Source organism: Pseudarthrobacter chlorophenolicus (genome assembly GCF_000962805.1).
GTDB lineage: Bacteria > Actinomycetota > Actinomycetes > Actinomycetales > Micrococcaceae > Arthrobacter > Arthrobacter chlorophenolicus_A.
In genome coordinates this window covers 1-15,750 of the sequence record NZ_JZTW01000022.1, presented here as the reverse complement: position 1 = coordinate 15,750, position 15,750 = coordinate 1, and the positions used below count along the sequence as shown (strand labels likewise).

20 protein-coding genes are annotated in these 15,750 nt (G+C 66.0%); 6 read left to right on the top strand and 14 right to left on the bottom strand.

Features of this window, described 5'->3' with window-relative positions; translation table 11 throughout:
- Nucleotides 1-108: 108 nt before the first annotated feature.
- Nucleotides 109-3,594 (bottom strand): DNA polymerase III subunit alpha, encoded by a 3,486-nt coding sequence (locus UC32_RS17785; protein WP_045732516.1) that lies wholly within the window; start codon nt 3,592-3,594, stop codon nt 109-111.
- Entirely contained in the window at nt 3,591-3,938 is a 348-nt protein-coding gene (locus UC32_RS17780) for a DUF6504 family protein (protein ID WP_045732515.1), read from the bottom strand. The genes UC32_RS17785 and UC32_RS17780 overlap by 4 nt, the downstream gene beginning before the upstream one ends.
- A gap of 150 nt (nt 3,939-4,088) precedes the next feature.
- On the opposite strand from UC32_RS17780, the gene UC32_RS17775 reads away from it, so the two are divergent.
- Nucleotides 4,089-4,478, top strand: a complete 390-nt coding sequence (locus UC32_RS17775) for a hypothetical protein (protein ID WP_045732514.1) — start codon at nt 4,089-4,091, stop codon at nt 4,476-4,478.
- Between the two features lie 49 nt (nt 4,479-4,527).
- On the opposite strand, the gene UC32_RS17770 is transcribed toward UC32_RS17775, so the two are convergent.
- On the bottom strand, nt 4,528-4,851 hold the full coding sequence (locus tag UC32_RS17770; protein WP_015937239.1) for a chorismate mutase: 324 nt from the start codon (nt 4,849-4,851) through the stop codon (nt 4,528-4,530).
- Between the two features lie 19 nt (nt 4,852-4,870).
- Here UC32_RS17770 and UC32_RS17765 point away from each other — a divergent pair, with 19 nt between their 5' ends.
- Entirely contained in the window at nt 4,871-5,293 is a 423-nt protein-coding gene (locus UC32_RS17765; protein ID WP_045732513.1) for a VOC family protein, read from the top strand.
- A gap of 25 nt (nt 5,294-5,318) precedes the next feature.
- Here UC32_RS17765 and UC32_RS17760 read toward each other — a convergent pair whose 3' ends face one another.
- Nucleotides 5,319-6,080, bottom strand: coding sequence for an SOS response-associated peptidase (locus UC32_RS17760; protein ID WP_082072209.1), 762 nt, complete (start codon nt 6,078-6,080; stop codon nt 5,319-5,321).
- Nucleotides 6,081-6,211: 131 nt separating this feature from the next.
- On the opposite strand from UC32_RS17760, the gene UC32_RS17755 reads away from it, so the two are divergent.
- Nucleotides 6,212-6,469 carry a mycoredoxin gene (locus tag UC32_RS17755; protein WP_015937242.1) on the top strand — a complete coding sequence of 86 codons (258 nt, stop codon included), beginning with the start codon at nt 6,212-6,214 and terminating at the stop codon, nt 6,467-6,469.
- A 75-nt stretch (nt 6,470-6,544) separates the two neighbouring features.
- On the opposite strand, the gene UC32_RS17750 is transcribed toward UC32_RS17755, so the two are convergent.
- The 4 genes from UC32_RS17750 to UC32_RS17735 all read right to left on the bottom strand — a co-directional run bounded on the left by UC32_RS17750 (nt 6,545) and on the right by UC32_RS17735 (nt 10,565).
- Nucleotides 6,545-7,288, bottom strand: a complete 744-nt coding sequence (locus tag UC32_RS17750; protein ID WP_045732511.1) for a lipoate--protein ligase family protein — start codon at nt 7,286-7,288, stop codon at nt 6,545-6,547.
- Between the two features lie 126 nt (nt 7,289-7,414).
- The gene (locus UC32_RS17745; protein WP_045732510.1) at nt 7,415-9,127 is read right to left on the bottom strand and encodes an ABC1 kinase family protein; all 1,713 of its coding nucleotides are present in this window, start codon (nt 9,125-9,127) and stop codon (nt 7,415-7,417) included.
- Nucleotides 9,128-9,131: 4 nt separating this feature from the next.
- Complete coding sequence (locus UC32_RS17740; RefSeq protein ID WP_045732509.1) at nt 9,132-9,674, bottom strand: PadR family transcriptional regulator; 543 nt, start codon at nt 9,672-9,674, stop codon at nt 9,132-9,134.
- A gap of 87 nt (nt 9,675-9,761) precedes the next feature.
- Nucleotides 9,762-10,565, bottom strand: a complete 804-nt coding sequence (locus tag UC32_RS17735) for a thioesterase family protein (protein ID WP_045732508.1) — start codon at nt 10,563-10,565, stop codon at nt 9,762-9,764.
- Between the two features lie 159 nt (nt 10,566-10,724).
- Between UC32_RS17735 and UC32_RS17730 the strand changes: the two genes are divergently transcribed.
- The gene (locus UC32_RS17730; protein ID WP_045732507.1) at nt 10,725-11,402 is read left to right on the top strand and encodes an endonuclease/exonuclease/phosphatase family protein; all 678 of its coding nucleotides are present in this window, start codon (nt 10,725-10,727) and stop codon (nt 11,400-11,402) included.
- Here UC32_RS17730 and UC32_RS17725 read toward each other — a convergent pair.
- Both UC32_RS17725 and UC32_RS17720 read right to left on the bottom strand, forming a co-directional pair.
- Nucleotides 11,399-11,896 carry an NUDIX domain-containing protein gene (locus tag UC32_RS17725; protein WP_045732506.1) on the bottom strand — a complete coding sequence of 166 codons (498 nt, stop codon included), beginning with the start codon at nt 11,894-11,896 and terminating at the stop codon, nt 11,399-11,401. The genes UC32_RS17730 and UC32_RS17725 overlap by 4 nt on opposite strands.
- Before the next feature lie 47 nt (nt 11,897-11,943).
- Entirely contained in the window at nt 11,944-12,135 is a 192-nt protein-coding gene (locus UC32_RS17720) for a DUF1918 domain-containing protein (RefSeq protein ID WP_045732505.1), read from the bottom strand.
- A 73-nt stretch (nt 12,136-12,208) separates the two neighbouring features.
- Here UC32_RS17720 and UC32_RS17715 point away from each other — a divergent pair, with 73 nt between their 5' ends.
- Both UC32_RS17715 and UC32_RS17710 read left to right on the top strand, forming a co-directional pair.
- Nucleotides 12,209-12,715: a metallophosphoesterase family protein gene (locus UC32_RS17715; protein ID WP_152642658.1), complete on the top strand. Its 507-nt coding sequence runs from the start codon at nt 12,209-12,211 to the stop codon at nt 12,713-12,715.
- Nucleotides 12,716-12,806: 91 nt separating this feature from the next.
- Entirely contained in the window at nt 12,807-13,700 is an 894-nt protein-coding gene (locus UC32_RS17710) for a glucose 1-dehydrogenase (protein WP_045732504.1), read from the top strand.
- A 3-nt stretch (nt 13,701-13,703) separates the two neighbouring features.
- Here UC32_RS17710 and UC32_RS17705 read toward each other — a convergent pair whose 3' ends face one another.
- From UC32_RS17705 to UC32_RS17690, 4 genes are all read right to left on the bottom strand, one after another.
- Nucleotides 13,704-14,144, bottom strand: a complete 441-nt coding sequence (locus UC32_RS17705) for a DUF1810 domain-containing protein (protein ID WP_045732503.1) — start codon at nt 14,142-14,144, stop codon at nt 13,704-13,706.
- On the bottom strand, nt 14,128-14,676 hold the full coding sequence (locus UC32_RS17700; protein ID WP_045732502.1) for a DNA alkylation repair protein: 549 nt from the start codon (nt 14,674-14,676) through the stop codon (nt 14,128-14,130). The genes UC32_RS17705 and UC32_RS17700 overlap by 17 nt, the downstream gene beginning before the upstream one ends.
- Nucleotides 14,673-15,029, bottom strand: coding sequence for a TraR/DksA family transcriptional regulator (locus UC32_RS17695; RefSeq protein ID WP_045732501.1), 357 nt, complete (start codon nt 15,027-15,029; stop codon nt 14,673-14,675). The genes UC32_RS17700 and UC32_RS17695 overlap by 4 nt, the downstream gene beginning before the upstream one ends.
- Nucleotides 15,030-15,049: 20 nt before the next feature.
- A partial coding sequence (locus tag UC32_RS17690) for an aggregation-promoting factor C-terminal-like domain-containing protein (RefSeq protein WP_045732500.1) occupies nt 15,050-15,750 on the bottom strand: 701 nt, incomplete at its 5' end.

Below are 15,750 nucleotides of genomic sequence, written 5' to 3'. Positions count from 1 at the left end.
TGAGGCTTCATAGCTTGCGGCGTACGGGGACCACAGCCAGCCACCGTCAATGCTATCGGTTCGGCGGAGGGCCGACCAACGCGGCACACTGCAGCTGCGAAGCCGAAGTCAGCCGTTGAAACCGGTGATGGCAAGGCTCCTGGTAATGCCATCAAGCGGGTGCGCAACGTCCTGGAAGGAAGGTTCCGACGGCGGGAACGGCAGCGTTTCGGGCCTGCCGAGGTCCCAGGCCATGCTGGCGCTCAGGCTGATTCCCCGTGGGCCGGTCCTCCGTGTGGTGCCCCGGATCAGCAGCATCCTGGTGCCAAAAAGGAGCGGCCCGGCGCTTTCCTGGGCTTCGTGGAAGAACACTGAATCGACGCAGCCGGTACCGTCGTCGATGCTGATGAACACCACCCGCCTGCCCCCACGCATCGGCGGCGTTTGGGTGGCGACCCGGACGCCTGCCACCAGCACTTCGGTTCCGTTCCGCAATCCCAACAGCCTGTCAGCCGTGGTGACGCCCAGCCTTTCCAGGACGGGGCGGTGGCTGTCCATCAGGTGGGTGCTGACATCCACAGCCATCAGGTCAAGTTCGGCCCGGACTGTTTCCACCAGGGTCGGTGTGGGCAGCCCTGGCTTGACGTTGCGCAACTCAATGTCGCCCAGCGGGAAAGACAGCTGGCCTTCCAGCACGTCGGTGCCCTTCCGGCTTCCCGAGGCCTGAAGCTGTTGCAGATGCTGGACGAGGTCGGCACGGTTGGCAGTTCCTCCTGCTTCCCGGTGGAGGGAGTCGAACGCACCAAGCTGGGCAAGCCTCTTGATGCTGGGCTTGCTGATCCTGGAACGCGACCGAAGGTCCGCGAGAGAGTCAAAGGGCTGCCCGGCGACGAGCCGCTTCAGTTCAGTTCCCGAAAGCCCGTAGATGCCTTTCAGGCTGAGCCGGATCCCCAGCTTTCCGGAATCGGGTCCGGACAGGATCCGTTCCACCCGGTATTCGTCCTTGCTCCGGTTGATGTCCAGCGGAAGGATGGGGATGCCAAGGCGCCGTGCTTCAGAGACCAGCAACCGTTTGGGGTACATGCCTGGATCGTGTTCCCACAGTCCCGCCAGGAATGCTTCCGGGTGGTGCGCCTTTAGCCACGCGGACTGGTACGTGGGAACCGCAAAGGCGGCGCCGTGTGCTTTGCAGAACCCGAAACTGCCGAAGGCCTTCAGGGTTCCCCAGACTTTGTCCACCACATCAGGGGTGTAACCCTTTGCCCGGGCTTCCCTGCGGAAGAACTCCTCCACAGCGGGTTCGCGATGTTCATTGCCCAGGGCGCGGCGGAACTCGTCGGCACGGGCAAGACCGCAGTGAGTCATGACGTCGAAGGTCTTAAGGATCTGCTCATGGAACACAGTGACCCCATGGGTCTCAGCGAGGACAGGCTTGAGGTCAGGGTGGGGGTATACCTCAGGGGCGAAGCCGTGCCGGTGCTCCAGGAAGGGCCGGACCATGTCCGATTTCATTGGCCCCGGCCGGAACAGGGAAATGTCGATGATGAGGTCGTTGAATTCCCGGGGTGCCATTTTGCCGATCAGTTCCCGCTGGCCGGGGGACTCGATCTGGAAACAACCCAGCGTGTGGGTACTCCTGATGAGTTCGAACGTTGCTTCGTCGTCCAGCGGAACGGCATTGAGGTCGATGTGCCCGTTATCTGCGATGTAGTCCGGGCCGGTCCCCTGAAGACCGCGGGTGTGGTTCCCGGCAGCCACAACCTCCGCCTTGGAGGGGTGGAGCCTGATGACCTCACGGACGGCAAACGCCATGGCGCTTTGCATCCTGACGCCCAGGACATCAAGTTTCAGCATTCCCATGGGGTCCATGTCGTGTTTGTCGAACTGGCTCATGGGCAGCCCCAACCCGCTGGGCTGCACCGGGGTGCGGTCCAGCAGGGTGGCGTCACCCAGGATCACTCCGCAGGGGTGCATGGAGATGTGGCGGGGCAGCCGGTCAAGGCGCTCGGTCAGGTCCACCAGGAGATCCAGTTGCTGGTTGCCGTCCGTGTCCCGCTGTTCCACCCGTCCTGCAAAATCGCGCAGCTCAGGTTTTTCCTGGAGCGCTTCCCGGAATTTACCTGCGGAAAAGCGCCACAGCTGCTTAGCGATCTCCCCCACTTCGTCGCCGTCCATGCCCAGGGCGAGGCCGGCGTCGCGTACTGCTCCCCTGGCCCTGTATCCGTTTTGCATGCTCATCAGCGTGACCCGTTCAGCCCCGAACCGTTCGAAGATCCTGCGGTAGACGTTGTGGCGTTCTGCGCTTTCGACGTCGATGTCGATATCCGGAAGGGTGGCCCTGTCCTGGGACAGGAAACGCTCAAAGATCAGGTCATGCTGCAGCGGATTTACCTGGCTGACGTCAATCAGGTAGTTGACCAGGCTGGAAGCACCTGATCCCCGGGCTGCGGCGCGGACTCCCATGTCCTGGATCATCCGGGAAACTTCTGCCACGGTCAGGAAGTAGGAGGAGAAGTTGAGGTTGCGGATGATGTTCAGCTCATGTTCGAGCCTGGTGAGCATGGTTTGTTCCGCGGTGCCGGTAATCCCGGGGAAGCGCCTGGCAATTCCGGCGTGGCACCGCTGGACCAGTTCCAGTGCAGGGTCCTGGTTGATCCCGATGATGGACGCCTCCGGAACAACAGGCTGCTTCCACCCCATGTCACTGGCAGGATCGATCCTGCAGGCATCGGCGAGCGCCTCGGTCTGCGCAAGGAGCTGGGTGAGGTCGGCGTTGCCGTAACCGGCTGCGGAAATGACTTCCCGGGCAAGCCGGCGCATATGGTCCGAGGTTTTCAGCCATCCCTGCCCGGTGGGCTGCAGGAGGGGTTCGCCGGCCAGTTCGGGCAGTGATTTGAGCGTGCGTGCTGAGTCAAGGACATCAGCGGTGGGTGCTCCGTCCGCTCCGCAGTACCTGACGGCATTGGTGAGGACCGCGGGAACACGGTGCTCTTCGGCCAGGCGGAGCATCCTTACCGCATGGGCGGTGCTCAGGGGTGACCCGGGGGCGCTGAGCTGGGAAACAATCTCTGCCACCACTGTCCCTGCCGGCATGGCATCGAGCCATTGCTTGAACAGGGTGCGGGGACGCAGGTACCGCCTTCCGCCCATGGCACGCCCCACATCGGAGTCCGGCCCAATGAGGACCACCAGGACTGGTTTGAGTGTTTGGGGGTCCAGGGTCCTTGAAGCCAGCTCTGCACGGGTAACGGCCACTGGTACCGTTCCTCCCGCCCGGCCGGACGTCCTGGCGTGGGCGTCTGAGATCAGCCGGCACAGCGCCCTGTAACCGGCACCGTTGTTGTGCCCCTTGGCGAGCACAACAACCCGTCCGGACACCTCGGTGCGGCGATCGCCGTCGTCGTCAAGCACCGCAAGGTCAACCCCAACGATGGGGTCGAGGCCGGCGGCCATGCAGGCCTTGAGGTGCTTGATGGTGCCGTACAGCCCGTCGCGGTCGGTGCAGGCGAGCGCTGAGGCGCCGTCGTCAGCGGCGGCTTGGGCCAATTCCTCCGGCCAGGAGACTCCGTAATGCGCGCTGAAGGCGGTGGAGACATGCAGGTGCGTAAAACTCATGCTGTTCTGGGTCGAAGGGCGTCGTGGATGCGCAGCAGCCGCCACCTGCCACTGCGGATGTGCCGGGTGAGATCAAGCGTGAGAGGTTCCATGGGCTGGATTTCCGTACCGGGGCGGCGTCCTGGTGAAACCTGTGGCACGACCTGGATCCGCCAGATTTCGTGGTCCACCATCCCGGGCCCGCTTCCCAGGGGCACCCGGCTTTCCTCAGCCCACCATTGGCGGCGTTCGTACCAGCGGAGGGGTTCGGCGCAGATGTCATAGCTACGCCCGGCCCAGACAAGGCTCTGGGGAAGGCCGTCGGGGGTGCAGGCGACATCAACTGATTCGCTGAACATGCCCATGGCGCCTCCGGGACTGGCTGGTACTGCAAACTGGGAAAAGTATTCGAATATGTGTTCGAACAACTCCAGTCTACGCCCGGCTCCACCCAATGCATAGAATCGCGGTTTAAGGGGGTGGACTGACAGTTCTGCAGGGAGCAGGATGGGTGCATGAGCACCTCTGACGCACTCCTCAAACAAGTCAGCATCAAGGCACAGGACTCCACACTTGTGGCCACGTTCGATATAGACGGCAACATTCCCGGTTCCGGCGCCTATGTGGTGGGTCTTGTGGCGGCGAGTCCGGACTACTCATCCCAGCGCCGGCTGGGCATCGAATTCATAAACGGGGAGGCCATAGCCTTCTTTTCGTTTAACCACGAACAGAACTGTGAGGAAAACTACGACCTGGGCGGCGTCAGCCATTCAGGCAGCACCATCACAGGGAACTTCCCCATGGCAGCAATCAATGGCCTCGGCAAAGGCCATGTGATGACAGGCTTCAGCGAAGCTGACGGCAGGGACTTCCAGTCCGGCGTGAAGGTGGACGAAAACCTCTAGGCCCCGCAGCATGGCAGCTGCAGGTTAGGCAGGGGTGACCAGTGGCTGGTCAGCCGTTGTCTTCGTGGTGGACCCGGAGTTCAAGTTCAATGAACCCGGAAATCATGGCCCGGTACGTCGCTTCCACGATGTCCGGGTCGATGTCCTTCTTCTCGGCTGCGGAGCGGACATGCTGGATGATCTTCTCCACGCGGTCAGGGGCACGGACTTCGGCGTCGTCACCCTTGAGGGTGCCGGCGATCCTGATCAGGCGTTCGCGGCGCGCAATGAGGGTGACGATTTGATCGTCCACCTCATCCACGGCAATTCGGACTGCGGCGAGCTGTTCCTTGTCGGCCAGTGCATCCCGGTCGTTTCCTTGAATTGTTGCCATCTTCTGACAGTATCGAAGCATGCAACCCAGAGTCGACTTCATCTCGCTAGGTGTCCGCAGTGTTCCGGCCTCCCGGGCCTTCTATGTCGACGGACTCGGGTGGCCCGTTCACCGGGAGGTCCCCGGCGAAGTGGTTTTCATCCAGGCCAACCACGGGCTTGTGCTTTCCCTCTGGGATGCGGGCCAGATGCGCGCTGAGGCCGGGGTCGACGCTCCCGGGCCGGTCCCCTGCATCACCCTGAGCCATAACGTGAGTGGCACCGACGAGGTGGACCGGGTCCTGGACGAGGCGAAAGCCGCCGGGGCTACAGTCACCGGCGAACCTGTCACCCAGCCTTGGGGCGGATACACGGGGTACTTCTCCGATCCGGACGGTTTCCGCTGGGAAGTTGCGTACAACCCCACCTGGGCAGTGGACGACGACGGTACGGTTACCGTCTGAGTTTCCGTCCCGCCGCTCCGGACTGCTAGAAGAGGGCCTCCACGGGCCGGATGAGTTCAGGTCCGTTATTGCGCACATTGCCCACGTCTTTGCCCACGGACTCCACGTGCCAGTCAGCGGCCACATCCTTGACCCCGGACCGCACCATGTCCACCAGGGCGGCGGCGTCGTCAGCCTGCGGATCAAGCCAGGCCTGCATGGTGTCCCGGTCCATGGGAAGGGGCACCCGGTCATGGAGAGCGGTCAGTTTCCCGAACACCGTCGATTCGGAGCCCGGCGGCGGGGTGTCCGCCGTCAGGATGGACGTGGAAAGCAGCCACTGGCCCGGCTCGCCGGCCGGCACCGACGGATCGCGCCACCACTCGTAGAGGCCGGCGAAAGCCAGGCCCCCGCCCGCGCCGGGATGCACATAGTACGGCTGCTTGGACTTCCCGGGGCCCTGCTTCCACTCGTAGTAGCCATCGGCAGGTACAGCGCAGCGCCGTGACTTGATCGCCTTCCGGAATGCGGGCTTCTCCAGCACCGATTCGCTGCGGGCGTTGATCATCTTGGACCCGACGCCCGGATCCTTGGCCCAGGAAGGAACCAGGCCCCAGCGTGCGACGTGCAGTTGGCGGACCTGCCGGGCATCCGGGCCGTCGTCAACCAGCCGCTCGAGGACGATGGGGACGGCATCGGTGGGGGCTACATTCCACGACGGCGGAATGCTCACCTCGTCCTCCAGTTCGGCGTCGAATTCTGCCAGGAGGTCCCCCACGGCGCGTGCCATTACGTAGCGTCCACACATGGCTCCAGCATGCCATCGCCGCCACATACTGTCATCCGGGCAGGGCCGGGACGGCCGGACGCCGGGGAATACGGGCGGGCACGCTACCGTTGTCCCGAACGAATCCTTCATTTCAACCAGAGGAGAACCCTGTGGATTTCACTCCCGAAACCGGCACCATCACCATGTTTTCCACCACCTGGTGCGGCTACTGCAACCGGCTGAAGAAGCAGCTCGACGCACAGGGCATCGGCTACACGGAAATCAACATCGAGGAAGTGGAAGGCACCGCCGAACTCGTGGAGCAAATCAACGGCGGCAACCGGACCGTACCCACCGTCCTGTTCCCGGACGGCACCGCGGCCACCAACCCGTCCGCAGCAGAGGTCAAGAACCGCCTCGCGGCTTAGCCAAGGACGGTGCGGCCTCATCGGCCATGACTCCGGGCCGCCACACCCAGACACTGGTGATCCAGGAGACGCGGGTCATGCCCCCAGGCTGCCGAACGGCGCTGAAGCCAGGGTGGCATGGCCCGCGTACGTTTCGAGCAGGGCGTCGGTGACTGCCTCCACCGTCAGGCCCGGGACAAGGTCGTCCGCGGCGCCGGCCGTGGCCGGGTCCCAGTCGAGGCCCAGCGCGGCGTAGCTGCCGGTCAGGACCCTACGGATAGGTGCGGAGTCCTCCACTACTATGACCGAGCTGAACAGCCAGCCGCCGGCCACCACCCGCTGCGCTGTCCCTACGAGTTTGATGCGGGACCCGTCCGCCGCGTCCGTGCCGTGGACGCTGTATTCCCCGGGACAGTATTCCCCCGGGATCTCCCCTACGGCTGCGTGCACACCCACCCTGCGCAGGGCGTCGGCGAAGAGCTCCCCGAAATAGCCGAAGCGGCTTTTGGAACCGGCGATGGCATCGTCATCGGGCTCAATGTGATCCACCACCAGGGTGCCCTGGTGGTAGGCGGCCGCGCGGCCACCGGCGCGGCGGACCAGGGGTTCAAAGCCGTCGTCCCGGCACGCCTGGGCTGCGGCCTCAAACCCGGGAAGCCGGGTGTCGCGCTGGCCGAATGCCACCGTTGGGGCGGGGCGGTACAGCCGAAGGGTGGGACCCATGCTCCCGGTGCGCGCCCTGGCGAGCAGCTCGAGGCCCAACTCAAGGTCCCGGGCGGCACCGAGTGAGACGTCCTGCCTGACCACTGTCAGGGTTCCGGAGTCAGGGTGGTGGGCCATGGCGCTGGGCTCCCTTGGTCGTCATGATGCTGTTCCTGGCCCTGCCGCGGCGGTGCGGGACGGCCCAACCTAGGGTACGCCGTCGTGCGCCCTGCCAGCTGCCCGACCCACCGGCCGGGCGCCGGGCTACCGTCCCCTCCGGCCAACCCAGGCGCCGTGGAGCAGCGGAACCACGGACGAGGCCATCAGTGCGGTGCCGAGTACGGCGTCGTCGGCGCGGACCACGGCCCCGGCGATGAGCAGCGCCGCGAAGACCACTGCCGACGCCGTCCGGCGGGCCGTGCGGTCCAGCCTGGCCACCTGCCGCTCCAGCCGGGGGTTGGCAACGGCCACGCTCCCTTCACCGATCCGGGTGACCAGCTCATCCACCCTCTGCGGCAGCCGAAGCGCAAGTCCCGCGGCCCCGGCCACCTGCCGGGCGGCGTCCTGGACAATGTTCCCGCCCTCTTCCCGCAGCAGCCGGGCGGCATAGGGTTCTACCGAGTCCCACAGGTTGAAGCGCTCATCCAGCGAACTGCATACCCCGGATGTGAGGGACATTGCCCGGATGATCAGCAGGAAGTTCTCGGGAAGCTGGAACGGCAGGGACCGGACCACTTCGCCGAATTCCTCGGCAAAGTCGCGGAATTCGCGCGGATCCACCTCGCGGAGCTCGGCGAAACCCATCCCGCCAAACCGTGCGAATAAATGCGTCATGGCCCGTTCCAGCTCCACCGTGTCCGCCGACGGCACCAACACGCCGACGTCGCGGATGGCGGCAACCAGTCCTTTGCCGTCGCGGGCCGCCGCCGCGATCAGCAGCTTGCGCAAGCCGCTGCGGGTGGAGGGAGTTACCTCGCCCATCATGCCGAAGTCGATGAAGGTCAGTTTCCAGGGCTGGCGGCCGGCACCAGGCCGGGTGGGCGTGACGAAGATATTGCCCGGGTGCGGGTCGGCGTGGAAGAAGCCGTTGGTGAACAACTGGTCGAACATGACCGAGGCGAACACCGGCGCCACTTCTGCGGGGTCGATGCCGGCCCTGCGGAGCGCATCCGTGTCCGTGATCTTGATGGCTGTGACATCCTCCAGGGTGAGCACGCGGCGGGTGCACCGCTCCCAGGCGGGCACCGGCACGTGGACCCGACCGTCCCCGGCGAAGTCCGCCGCGAACCGCTCGGCACTGGCAGCCTCGTGGAGGTAGTCGATCTCCTCCAGGCTGGTCTGCGCAAATTCCTCCACCAGGGAGGGCATGTCGGCGCGGTCGGCCACGATCCGGAAGTGGCTGAGCCAGCCGCCCACCTTCCGCAGGGCTGCGAGGTCGACGGCGACAATCGCCTCAATGCCCGGACGCTGCACCTTGACCACCACGTCCTTGACCCCGGCCGCCTCCGCGTCGGAGGGCCGCAGCCGCGCCCGGTGCGCCTGGCCCAGGGAGGCCGCGGCCAGGGGCTCCTCCTCGAACGCGGCAAACACCTCGTCAAGGGGAAAGCCCAGCTCGGCGGAGGCAAGGGCCCGGATGGCCGGGAACGCAACAGGCGGCACCTCATCCTGCAGGCCCTGGAGTTCCTCCGTGATTTCCGGAGGCAGGACATCAAGCCTGGATGACAGGAACTGGCCTACCTTGATCATGAGTCCGCCGAGCTCCACAGCCAGTGCGTGGAAACGGCGCGCGAACCGCTGCATCCTGGCCGAACGGGTCCGCTCGGCAACCCTGGCCAGCCCTATCCGGGGCAGCAGAAGCTCATACCACCACACTGCGGCCAGGTGCCGTGCGGCAAAGCGCAGGATGCGGCGGTAGCGGGAACGGACGTGGCCCGGGAGTGCATCCTGGCCCACCTGCCGGCGGGGGCCGGAAACCACCCCGTCAGTCCTGGGCGAGGATCGAGTACATCCGCCGGCGTGCCTCGTCCAGCACTGCCACCGCCTGCTTCACCTGCTCCGGGGTGCCGGTCCGTCCCACCTGCGCGGCGGCCTGGGCCAGTTCAACGCCTGCCTTGGGAAGGGCAGCGAATCCGGTTGTGGACTGCGGCCCTGCCCCGGCCCAGGGAGTCCCTGCGGCGCTCCCGGCCGCCTCGTCCCGGCCGGCTTCGGTCAGGGAGTAGATTTTGCGGCCGTTGGACTCCTCGGCCCGGATCACACCCTCATCGGCGAGCAACTGCAGGGTGGGGTAGACAGAACCGGCGCTGGGCTTCCAACTGCCGCCGCTGCGTTCCTCGATCTCGCGGATGATCTGGTAGCCGTGCATGGGCCGCTCTGCCAGCAGGGCAAGGACCGCAGCCCGCACTTCACCTTTACCGGCCCGGGTGCCTTCCGGCTTTTCGAAGCGGGAACGGAAGTCCTCGATAGCCTGCCAGAGGCCATCGATGTTGTTGCTGCCGAATCCGTATCCCTGGTATGAGCCACGCATGGGGATCTCCTCTGAAGATCGTGAACGATATACAACGACACAGTTAACGATACGTCTGGAAGGGCGCGGCAGCTATGGGGTTGACGTTCAGGTTTGGCGCAGGGTGAGGATCTGTTCGGCCCTGCCGAACGGGCCCTGGAGATCATGCAGGACCGTTGACGTCAGGCCAATGCCGTCCCGGCCGAACGAGACGGCATTGTCCAGCCCAAGCCACTCCCCCTCGGGCCGGCGGTACATGTGGACCTGCAGGTCCAGGTTGGGGAAAGCGTAGCTCTCCGGTCCCGGCGGAACCCGCGCGGCAATGCCGTTGGCGGTGTCCACCAGCCCCATGAGTCGGGCAAGGTCTCCGCTGTCTTCGCGGTCGGTCAGCGGATGCGCTGTGCGAAGCCAGACCTTGCCTGCGCCGGGACGGTGCCCTTCCGCCACCCGCATCTCCAGTGACCGGATGTAGCCGCCGGGCCAGATGGCGGACCCGTCGTAGGGTTTGCAGTCTTCCGGGCCGGGGATGGCGGCGTCTTCGACGGCGGCCACCGCTGATGTGTCGCTGGTGACCATCCGCCAGGCGGTGGCACGGATGGCAGTCCTGCCCCGGGCCACGAGTTCGGCCTGGAGCAACTCGATGGTCTTGCCGGGCCGCAGCACCGAGGCCTCGATGTGGAAGTCACCGCCGGGGATCAGTCCCAGGATCTCGTAGCTCAGCCGCGCCATTCTCATCCCGGTGCGCGGCTCGAGGCGCTCGAGGGCGTCAGCCAGCAATCCGGAGGCCGGGGCCATGTGCTGCTCGTGCGCGTTCCAGGCGCCTTGGGCGTGAATGGTGGAGCGGAAATGACCGCCGCCAAGTGCCTGGTAGTAGGCGTTGCCTTCGGCCAGTTCGGGGAGTTCGTCAGTCAACGGTGGCCTTTCAGGAAATCCCAGTGAATTGCCACTAACTCTAACCGGATGCCGCAGAATCGTGGCCAGCGGGTCGCGGCGAAATGTTTGAGCGGAGGGTCCGGCCGCGGACTAGACTCAGGAACTGGTCCTGTCAGCAACCCTCGGAAGAGGTGTTTCATGCGCGTCATCAGCTACAACCTCCGCAAGCACGCAGCGAGCGGCGAACTGCTTGCCCTCGCCCGGAACCATGACATCGATGCGCTGTGCCTGCAGGAAGTTGATGCGGCGGACCTACCGGAAACCCTGGGCCCGCTCCATCTGGCGGACGCCACCAAGGGGAACCGGCTGGGGCTGGCCATCTATTACCGGACCAGCCGCTTCACGGCCCTGGACACCCAGTCCTTCGCACTGCAGAAATCGATGCACGACCGGGTTCTGGCGCCCGCCCATGAGCGGCTGATTGGGACGCGTGTGATGGACAACGAAACGCAGCACGAGCTGGTCATCGGGTCCTTCCACGCCGCCCCGCTGACGGCGTCGAATTCGTTGCGCCGCAAGCAGATCCACGCGGCCCACGCCGAATTGCTGAGCATGGGCAAGGGCCTGATGACGCTGATGGTGGGAGATTTCAACTACCCGTTCTTCACCAAGAACCTGCATCTGCACATGAAGAATTCCGGTTATGCCCTGTCCCTCAGCAACCGGCGGACCTACACCCGCTACAAGGTCTTCAAGGGCCACTTCGATTTCGCCACGTCCCTGGGACTGGACATCACCAGCGTCGAAACGCTGCCCCGGGGCAAATCGGACCACCTGCCCATCCTGGTCCACGCCGAATACGGCAAGGACTTCTAGGCCAGCTGCTCCCGGAGGCCGGGCCACGCCGCGCCGAATCCGGGATGCAGGTCCTTGTCCGCGACCTCGGGCAGCGGCACCCAGAGCAGTTCTATGCTTTCGGGGTCGCTGATCACGGGCTCGAAAGGCTCACGGACCTTGACCACCACGGTGGTGTAGGACCAGTAGCCCAGGTCCAGGACCGACGTGAACAGCACGTCCACGTGCCCGGCCGGGACGGCAGCCTCCTCATGGGCTTCGCGTAGCGCCCCGGATACCGCATCCTCGCCCTCGTGCAGGGCGCCGCCGGGCAGACCCCAGGTTCCCCCGTTGTGGCTCCAGACCGCCCGGTGCTGCAGCAGCACACCCCGGGCAGGGTCCCAGGCCAGGACGCCGGCGGCGCCGAAACGGCCCCAGAAGCGGCCGCGGTCCCCCTCCACCCAGGCATCGCCCGGATTGCGGGGGCCGGTGCGGACAGGCGGAATCGATGATGCGGCGACGGATGCGTGGTCCATTGTCCCAGTCTGACAGGTCCGCGGCGCCGGAGGGCGGCCGGCGGAGCTCAGGTGGCGTGTCCGTGGTCGACGGCGAAATCACCGCCGGGGTACATGACGGTTTCGTGGCCGTCGTCGAAGCGGACCACATACGGCGGTGCTCCGCCTTCGCCCCGGACTTCAAGGATCACTCCGTGACGGTCAGTGGCCCCCACAGTCCTTCCGTGCACAACGATGCGGTCGCCCTGCGCAGCCTCCATGGCACTCACCTCCAAGCCCCCAGATTACGACTTCGGAGAGGGCCCGGACAGGTCTCCGTGGCAGGATTTCCCCATGCCGCTGAACATCCTCCTGATCGCCGATACCCACGTCCCCAAACGCGCGCGGGAACTGCCCACCCAGGTGTGGTCCGCCGTCGAACGCGCCGACGTGGTGTTCCACGCCGGAGACTGGGTGGAGGCCCCGCTGCTCGATGAATTCGAGCGGCGGGCACGGCAGCTGGTGGGCGTTTATGGCAATAACGACGGCCTGGAGCTCCGCGCCCGGCTGCCCGAAACGGCGGCCGTCACCCTGGACGGCGTCCGTTTTGCGATGGTGCACGAGACCGGCCAGGCCAGGGGCCGTGAACTGCGATGCGAGGCGCTCTACCCGGATGCGGATGTCCTGGTCTTCGGGCACAGCCACATCCCATGGGACACCACGTCGCCGCAGGGGTTGCGGCTGCTGAACCCGGGCTCCCCCACGGACCGCCGGAGGCAGCCAATGTGCACCTACATGACGGCCTTGGTTGACGGCAGCCGCCTTGCCGGGGTGCAGCTGGTGGAGGTACAGCGCGGGTAGCCCGGCTTGGCAGCGGGCCTTCGGGTGCCTAGGCTGGAAATGTAAGCATGCTTAGCTTTGAGGAATCCAGCCGTACCAGCAGGAGGAAACCATGACAGACCAGTACACATTCCGCGATCCGGTCACCGCCTACGAACACATTTCCCCTCCCAAGCAGCACCAGCCAGAACCCGGCCTGGACGCCGAGCTGACGCCCAAGGCCGACCTCGGCGAGGAAACCTACCGCGGCACGGGGCGGCTCGAAGGCCGCAAAGCGATCGTCACCGGGGCCGATTCCGGCATCGGCGCGGCAACAGCCATCGCCTTCGCCCGTGAGGGTGCCGACGTTGTCTTGTCCTACCTCCCGCAGGAGGAAGAGGACGCGGCCAGGATTGCGGGGATCATCGAGGCAGCCGGACGCAAGGCCATCAAGGTGCCGGGCGACCTCAAGGATCCTGCGGTCTGCCGCGAAGTGGTGGAGACCGCCGTGGCCGTCCTGGGCAGCGTGGATATCCTGGTGAACAACGCCGGAAAGCAGGTGGCCCAAAAGGACCTGGCGGACATCACCGACGAACAGTTCGACCACACGCTGAAGACCAACGTCTACGCCATGTTCTGGCTGACCAAAGCGGCCCTTGCCCACATGCCGGCGGGTTCAACCATTATCAACACCACCTCCATCCAGGCGTACAGCCCGTCGCCCACGCTGGTGGACTACGCCACCACCAAGGCCAGCATCAACAACTTCACCAAGGGCCTGGCCCAACAGCTGGCGCCCAAGGGCATCAGGGTCAACGCCGTTGCGCCGGGACCCATCTGGACGCCGCTGCAGGTGAGCAGCGGACAGCCCAAGGAGGAACTGCCGGAATTCGGCCAGTCCACTCCCCTGGGCCGTGCCGGGCAGCCGGCCGAACTGGCACCGGCGTACGTGTTCCTCGCATCACCGGAATCCAGCTACGTGGTGGGCGAGACCCTGAACGTCAACGGCGGCAGCCCCACGCCATAGCGGCTATTCCCCGTCCCGGTCAGCGAGCAGCGAGTCGGTAGACCCGTCCGGCTGGCCGTCGAAAAACTGGGCAAGGACCGTCTTGAACACCGTCTCGCCGGGCGCGGCGCGGAGGAACAGGGTCATGGACGACTGCAGCTTGCGGGCGTCGATGCCACCCAGGATGTCCTCTGCGGAGCGCCCGGCGTGGTGGGTCAGCGCCTGCGCGGACTCGAGCAGCCGCGGGCCCAGCACGTCATGGTCCAGATAGGCCCGCGCCTCCGCCAAAGAATCAATGGCGTACTTGCGGGAAGTTGCGCTCTGCCCCAGGCCTGCGATCTGGGGAAAGATGAACCACATCCAGTGGCCTGACTTGTTCCCGAGCTGGAGTTCCGCCAGCGCCGCATCGTATGTTCCGCCGTCCTGGGCTGCTATAAAACGCTCAAGGTTAAAGGGATCGTCCATCATCATTCTCCTTTTGGTGGGACAGTGTTGCTGCTGCCGCCCTCAGGCGGGCGTCGGGGTCGGCACTCCAGCGGGCCAGCACGGTTTCTGCGCGTTGCCGGTTGCGGTGCTCCAGCCTGTCCAGGAGCGGTCGCAAAACGTCGGTGACGAGCGGATCGGCAAGTTCGGGTGCGTGCGCAGACCGAAGGAAACCCTCAACACGGGTCAGATCCGAATGCCGCAGCAGGGCAACCCTTGTCTGGAGCAGCACCACCGCGGCCTGGCGGCGCTCGAACACCGGCCGGGCGCCCGGCTTCGGCTGGCTCCACAGTGCCGAGGCCAGCTGAACCACGGCATCGTGGTCAAGGTCCTTGAACTTGCGGAGGGCGTCACGGATGGTTCCGCGGACCGCGCCCATTGATGAACCATAGGAGCCGAGGGCGCCGCCAAACCTGCTGCCGACGTCGTCGGCGCGGTACCACGCGCCCTCGTTCTGCAGCGTGCGGTCGATGAAACCGGCCGCCTCGGCGACGGCGTCCGGGCCGGTGGTCACGAGCGCCCCGCGGCTGCGTGGTCGATGCAGTACGGGGTCCAGGGCCGGGCCTCAAGCCTGCCTTCGGCGATGGGACGTCCGCAGACGGCGCAACTGCCATATGTTCCGGCGGCGATCCGGGCCAGGGCTGCTTCCACCTGGTCCAGGCTGGCCGAGCTCTGGTTCAGCAGAGCCGAGGCCTGGGACAATTCGAAGGCAATGGTGGCACCCTCGGGATCGTGCTCGTCGTCCACGTTGGCGCCTTGCCGGGCGGAGTTGGCTGCGGCGATGTCCGCCCGCAACGCCGGAAGCAGCGCCAGCTTCAGCTGCCGCTCCTCCTCGAGCAGCAGCCGGAAGCGTTCGAAGTCAGCCATGGGAAAAGCCTAGTACTGCGTCAGTACCAGTTGTTCGCCATCGAGTGGCTCCAGGCTCCGCAGGGCGAGCCGTACCTGTCGCGGATGTATCCCAGCCCCCACTCAACCTGCGTCCGGTAGTTGGTCAGCCAGTCACTGCCGGCGCTGGCGTACTTCCCGGGCGGCAGTGCCTGGGGGATCCCGTAGGCGCCCGAGTAGGGGTTGGTGGCCGTGGTCTGCCAGTTCCATTCCTTGGTCCACAGCTGCGCCAGGCACAGGAACTGGTCCTGGCCCCAGCCGTAGGCGCCCAGGCGTCCGGCGGCATAGCTCTTCGCTCCGCCAGGATCATTGACGGCACCACCGGGAACGGAGGGTACGACGACGGGCGGCGGCACCGGCTGGGCCGGCGGCACGGGTGCCGGGGCCGGGGCCGGGTCCGCCGGGGCGGGCTTCACCGGATCCGGGTTCGCCGGAGCGGGACCGGCAGCTCCCGGCGGCGCCCCAGGCGCGGGCGGTGGCACCTCCACTCGGGCGTCCGCTGCGGCTTTCGCCGCCCGATCGGACTCCCGTTGGGCCAGTTCCCGGGCGGCGGCCCGCTTCGCTGCCTGCGAGGCTTCATAAGCGGCGAGGGCGGCTTGGCCCTGCCGGAACTCCCCCTCAACGGCCGCGGTTGTTCCCTTGAGCGAGGCCAGCTGTGCCGTGAGTTCCCCGCCGTGCTGCTGCTCTTCACTGATATGGCGGG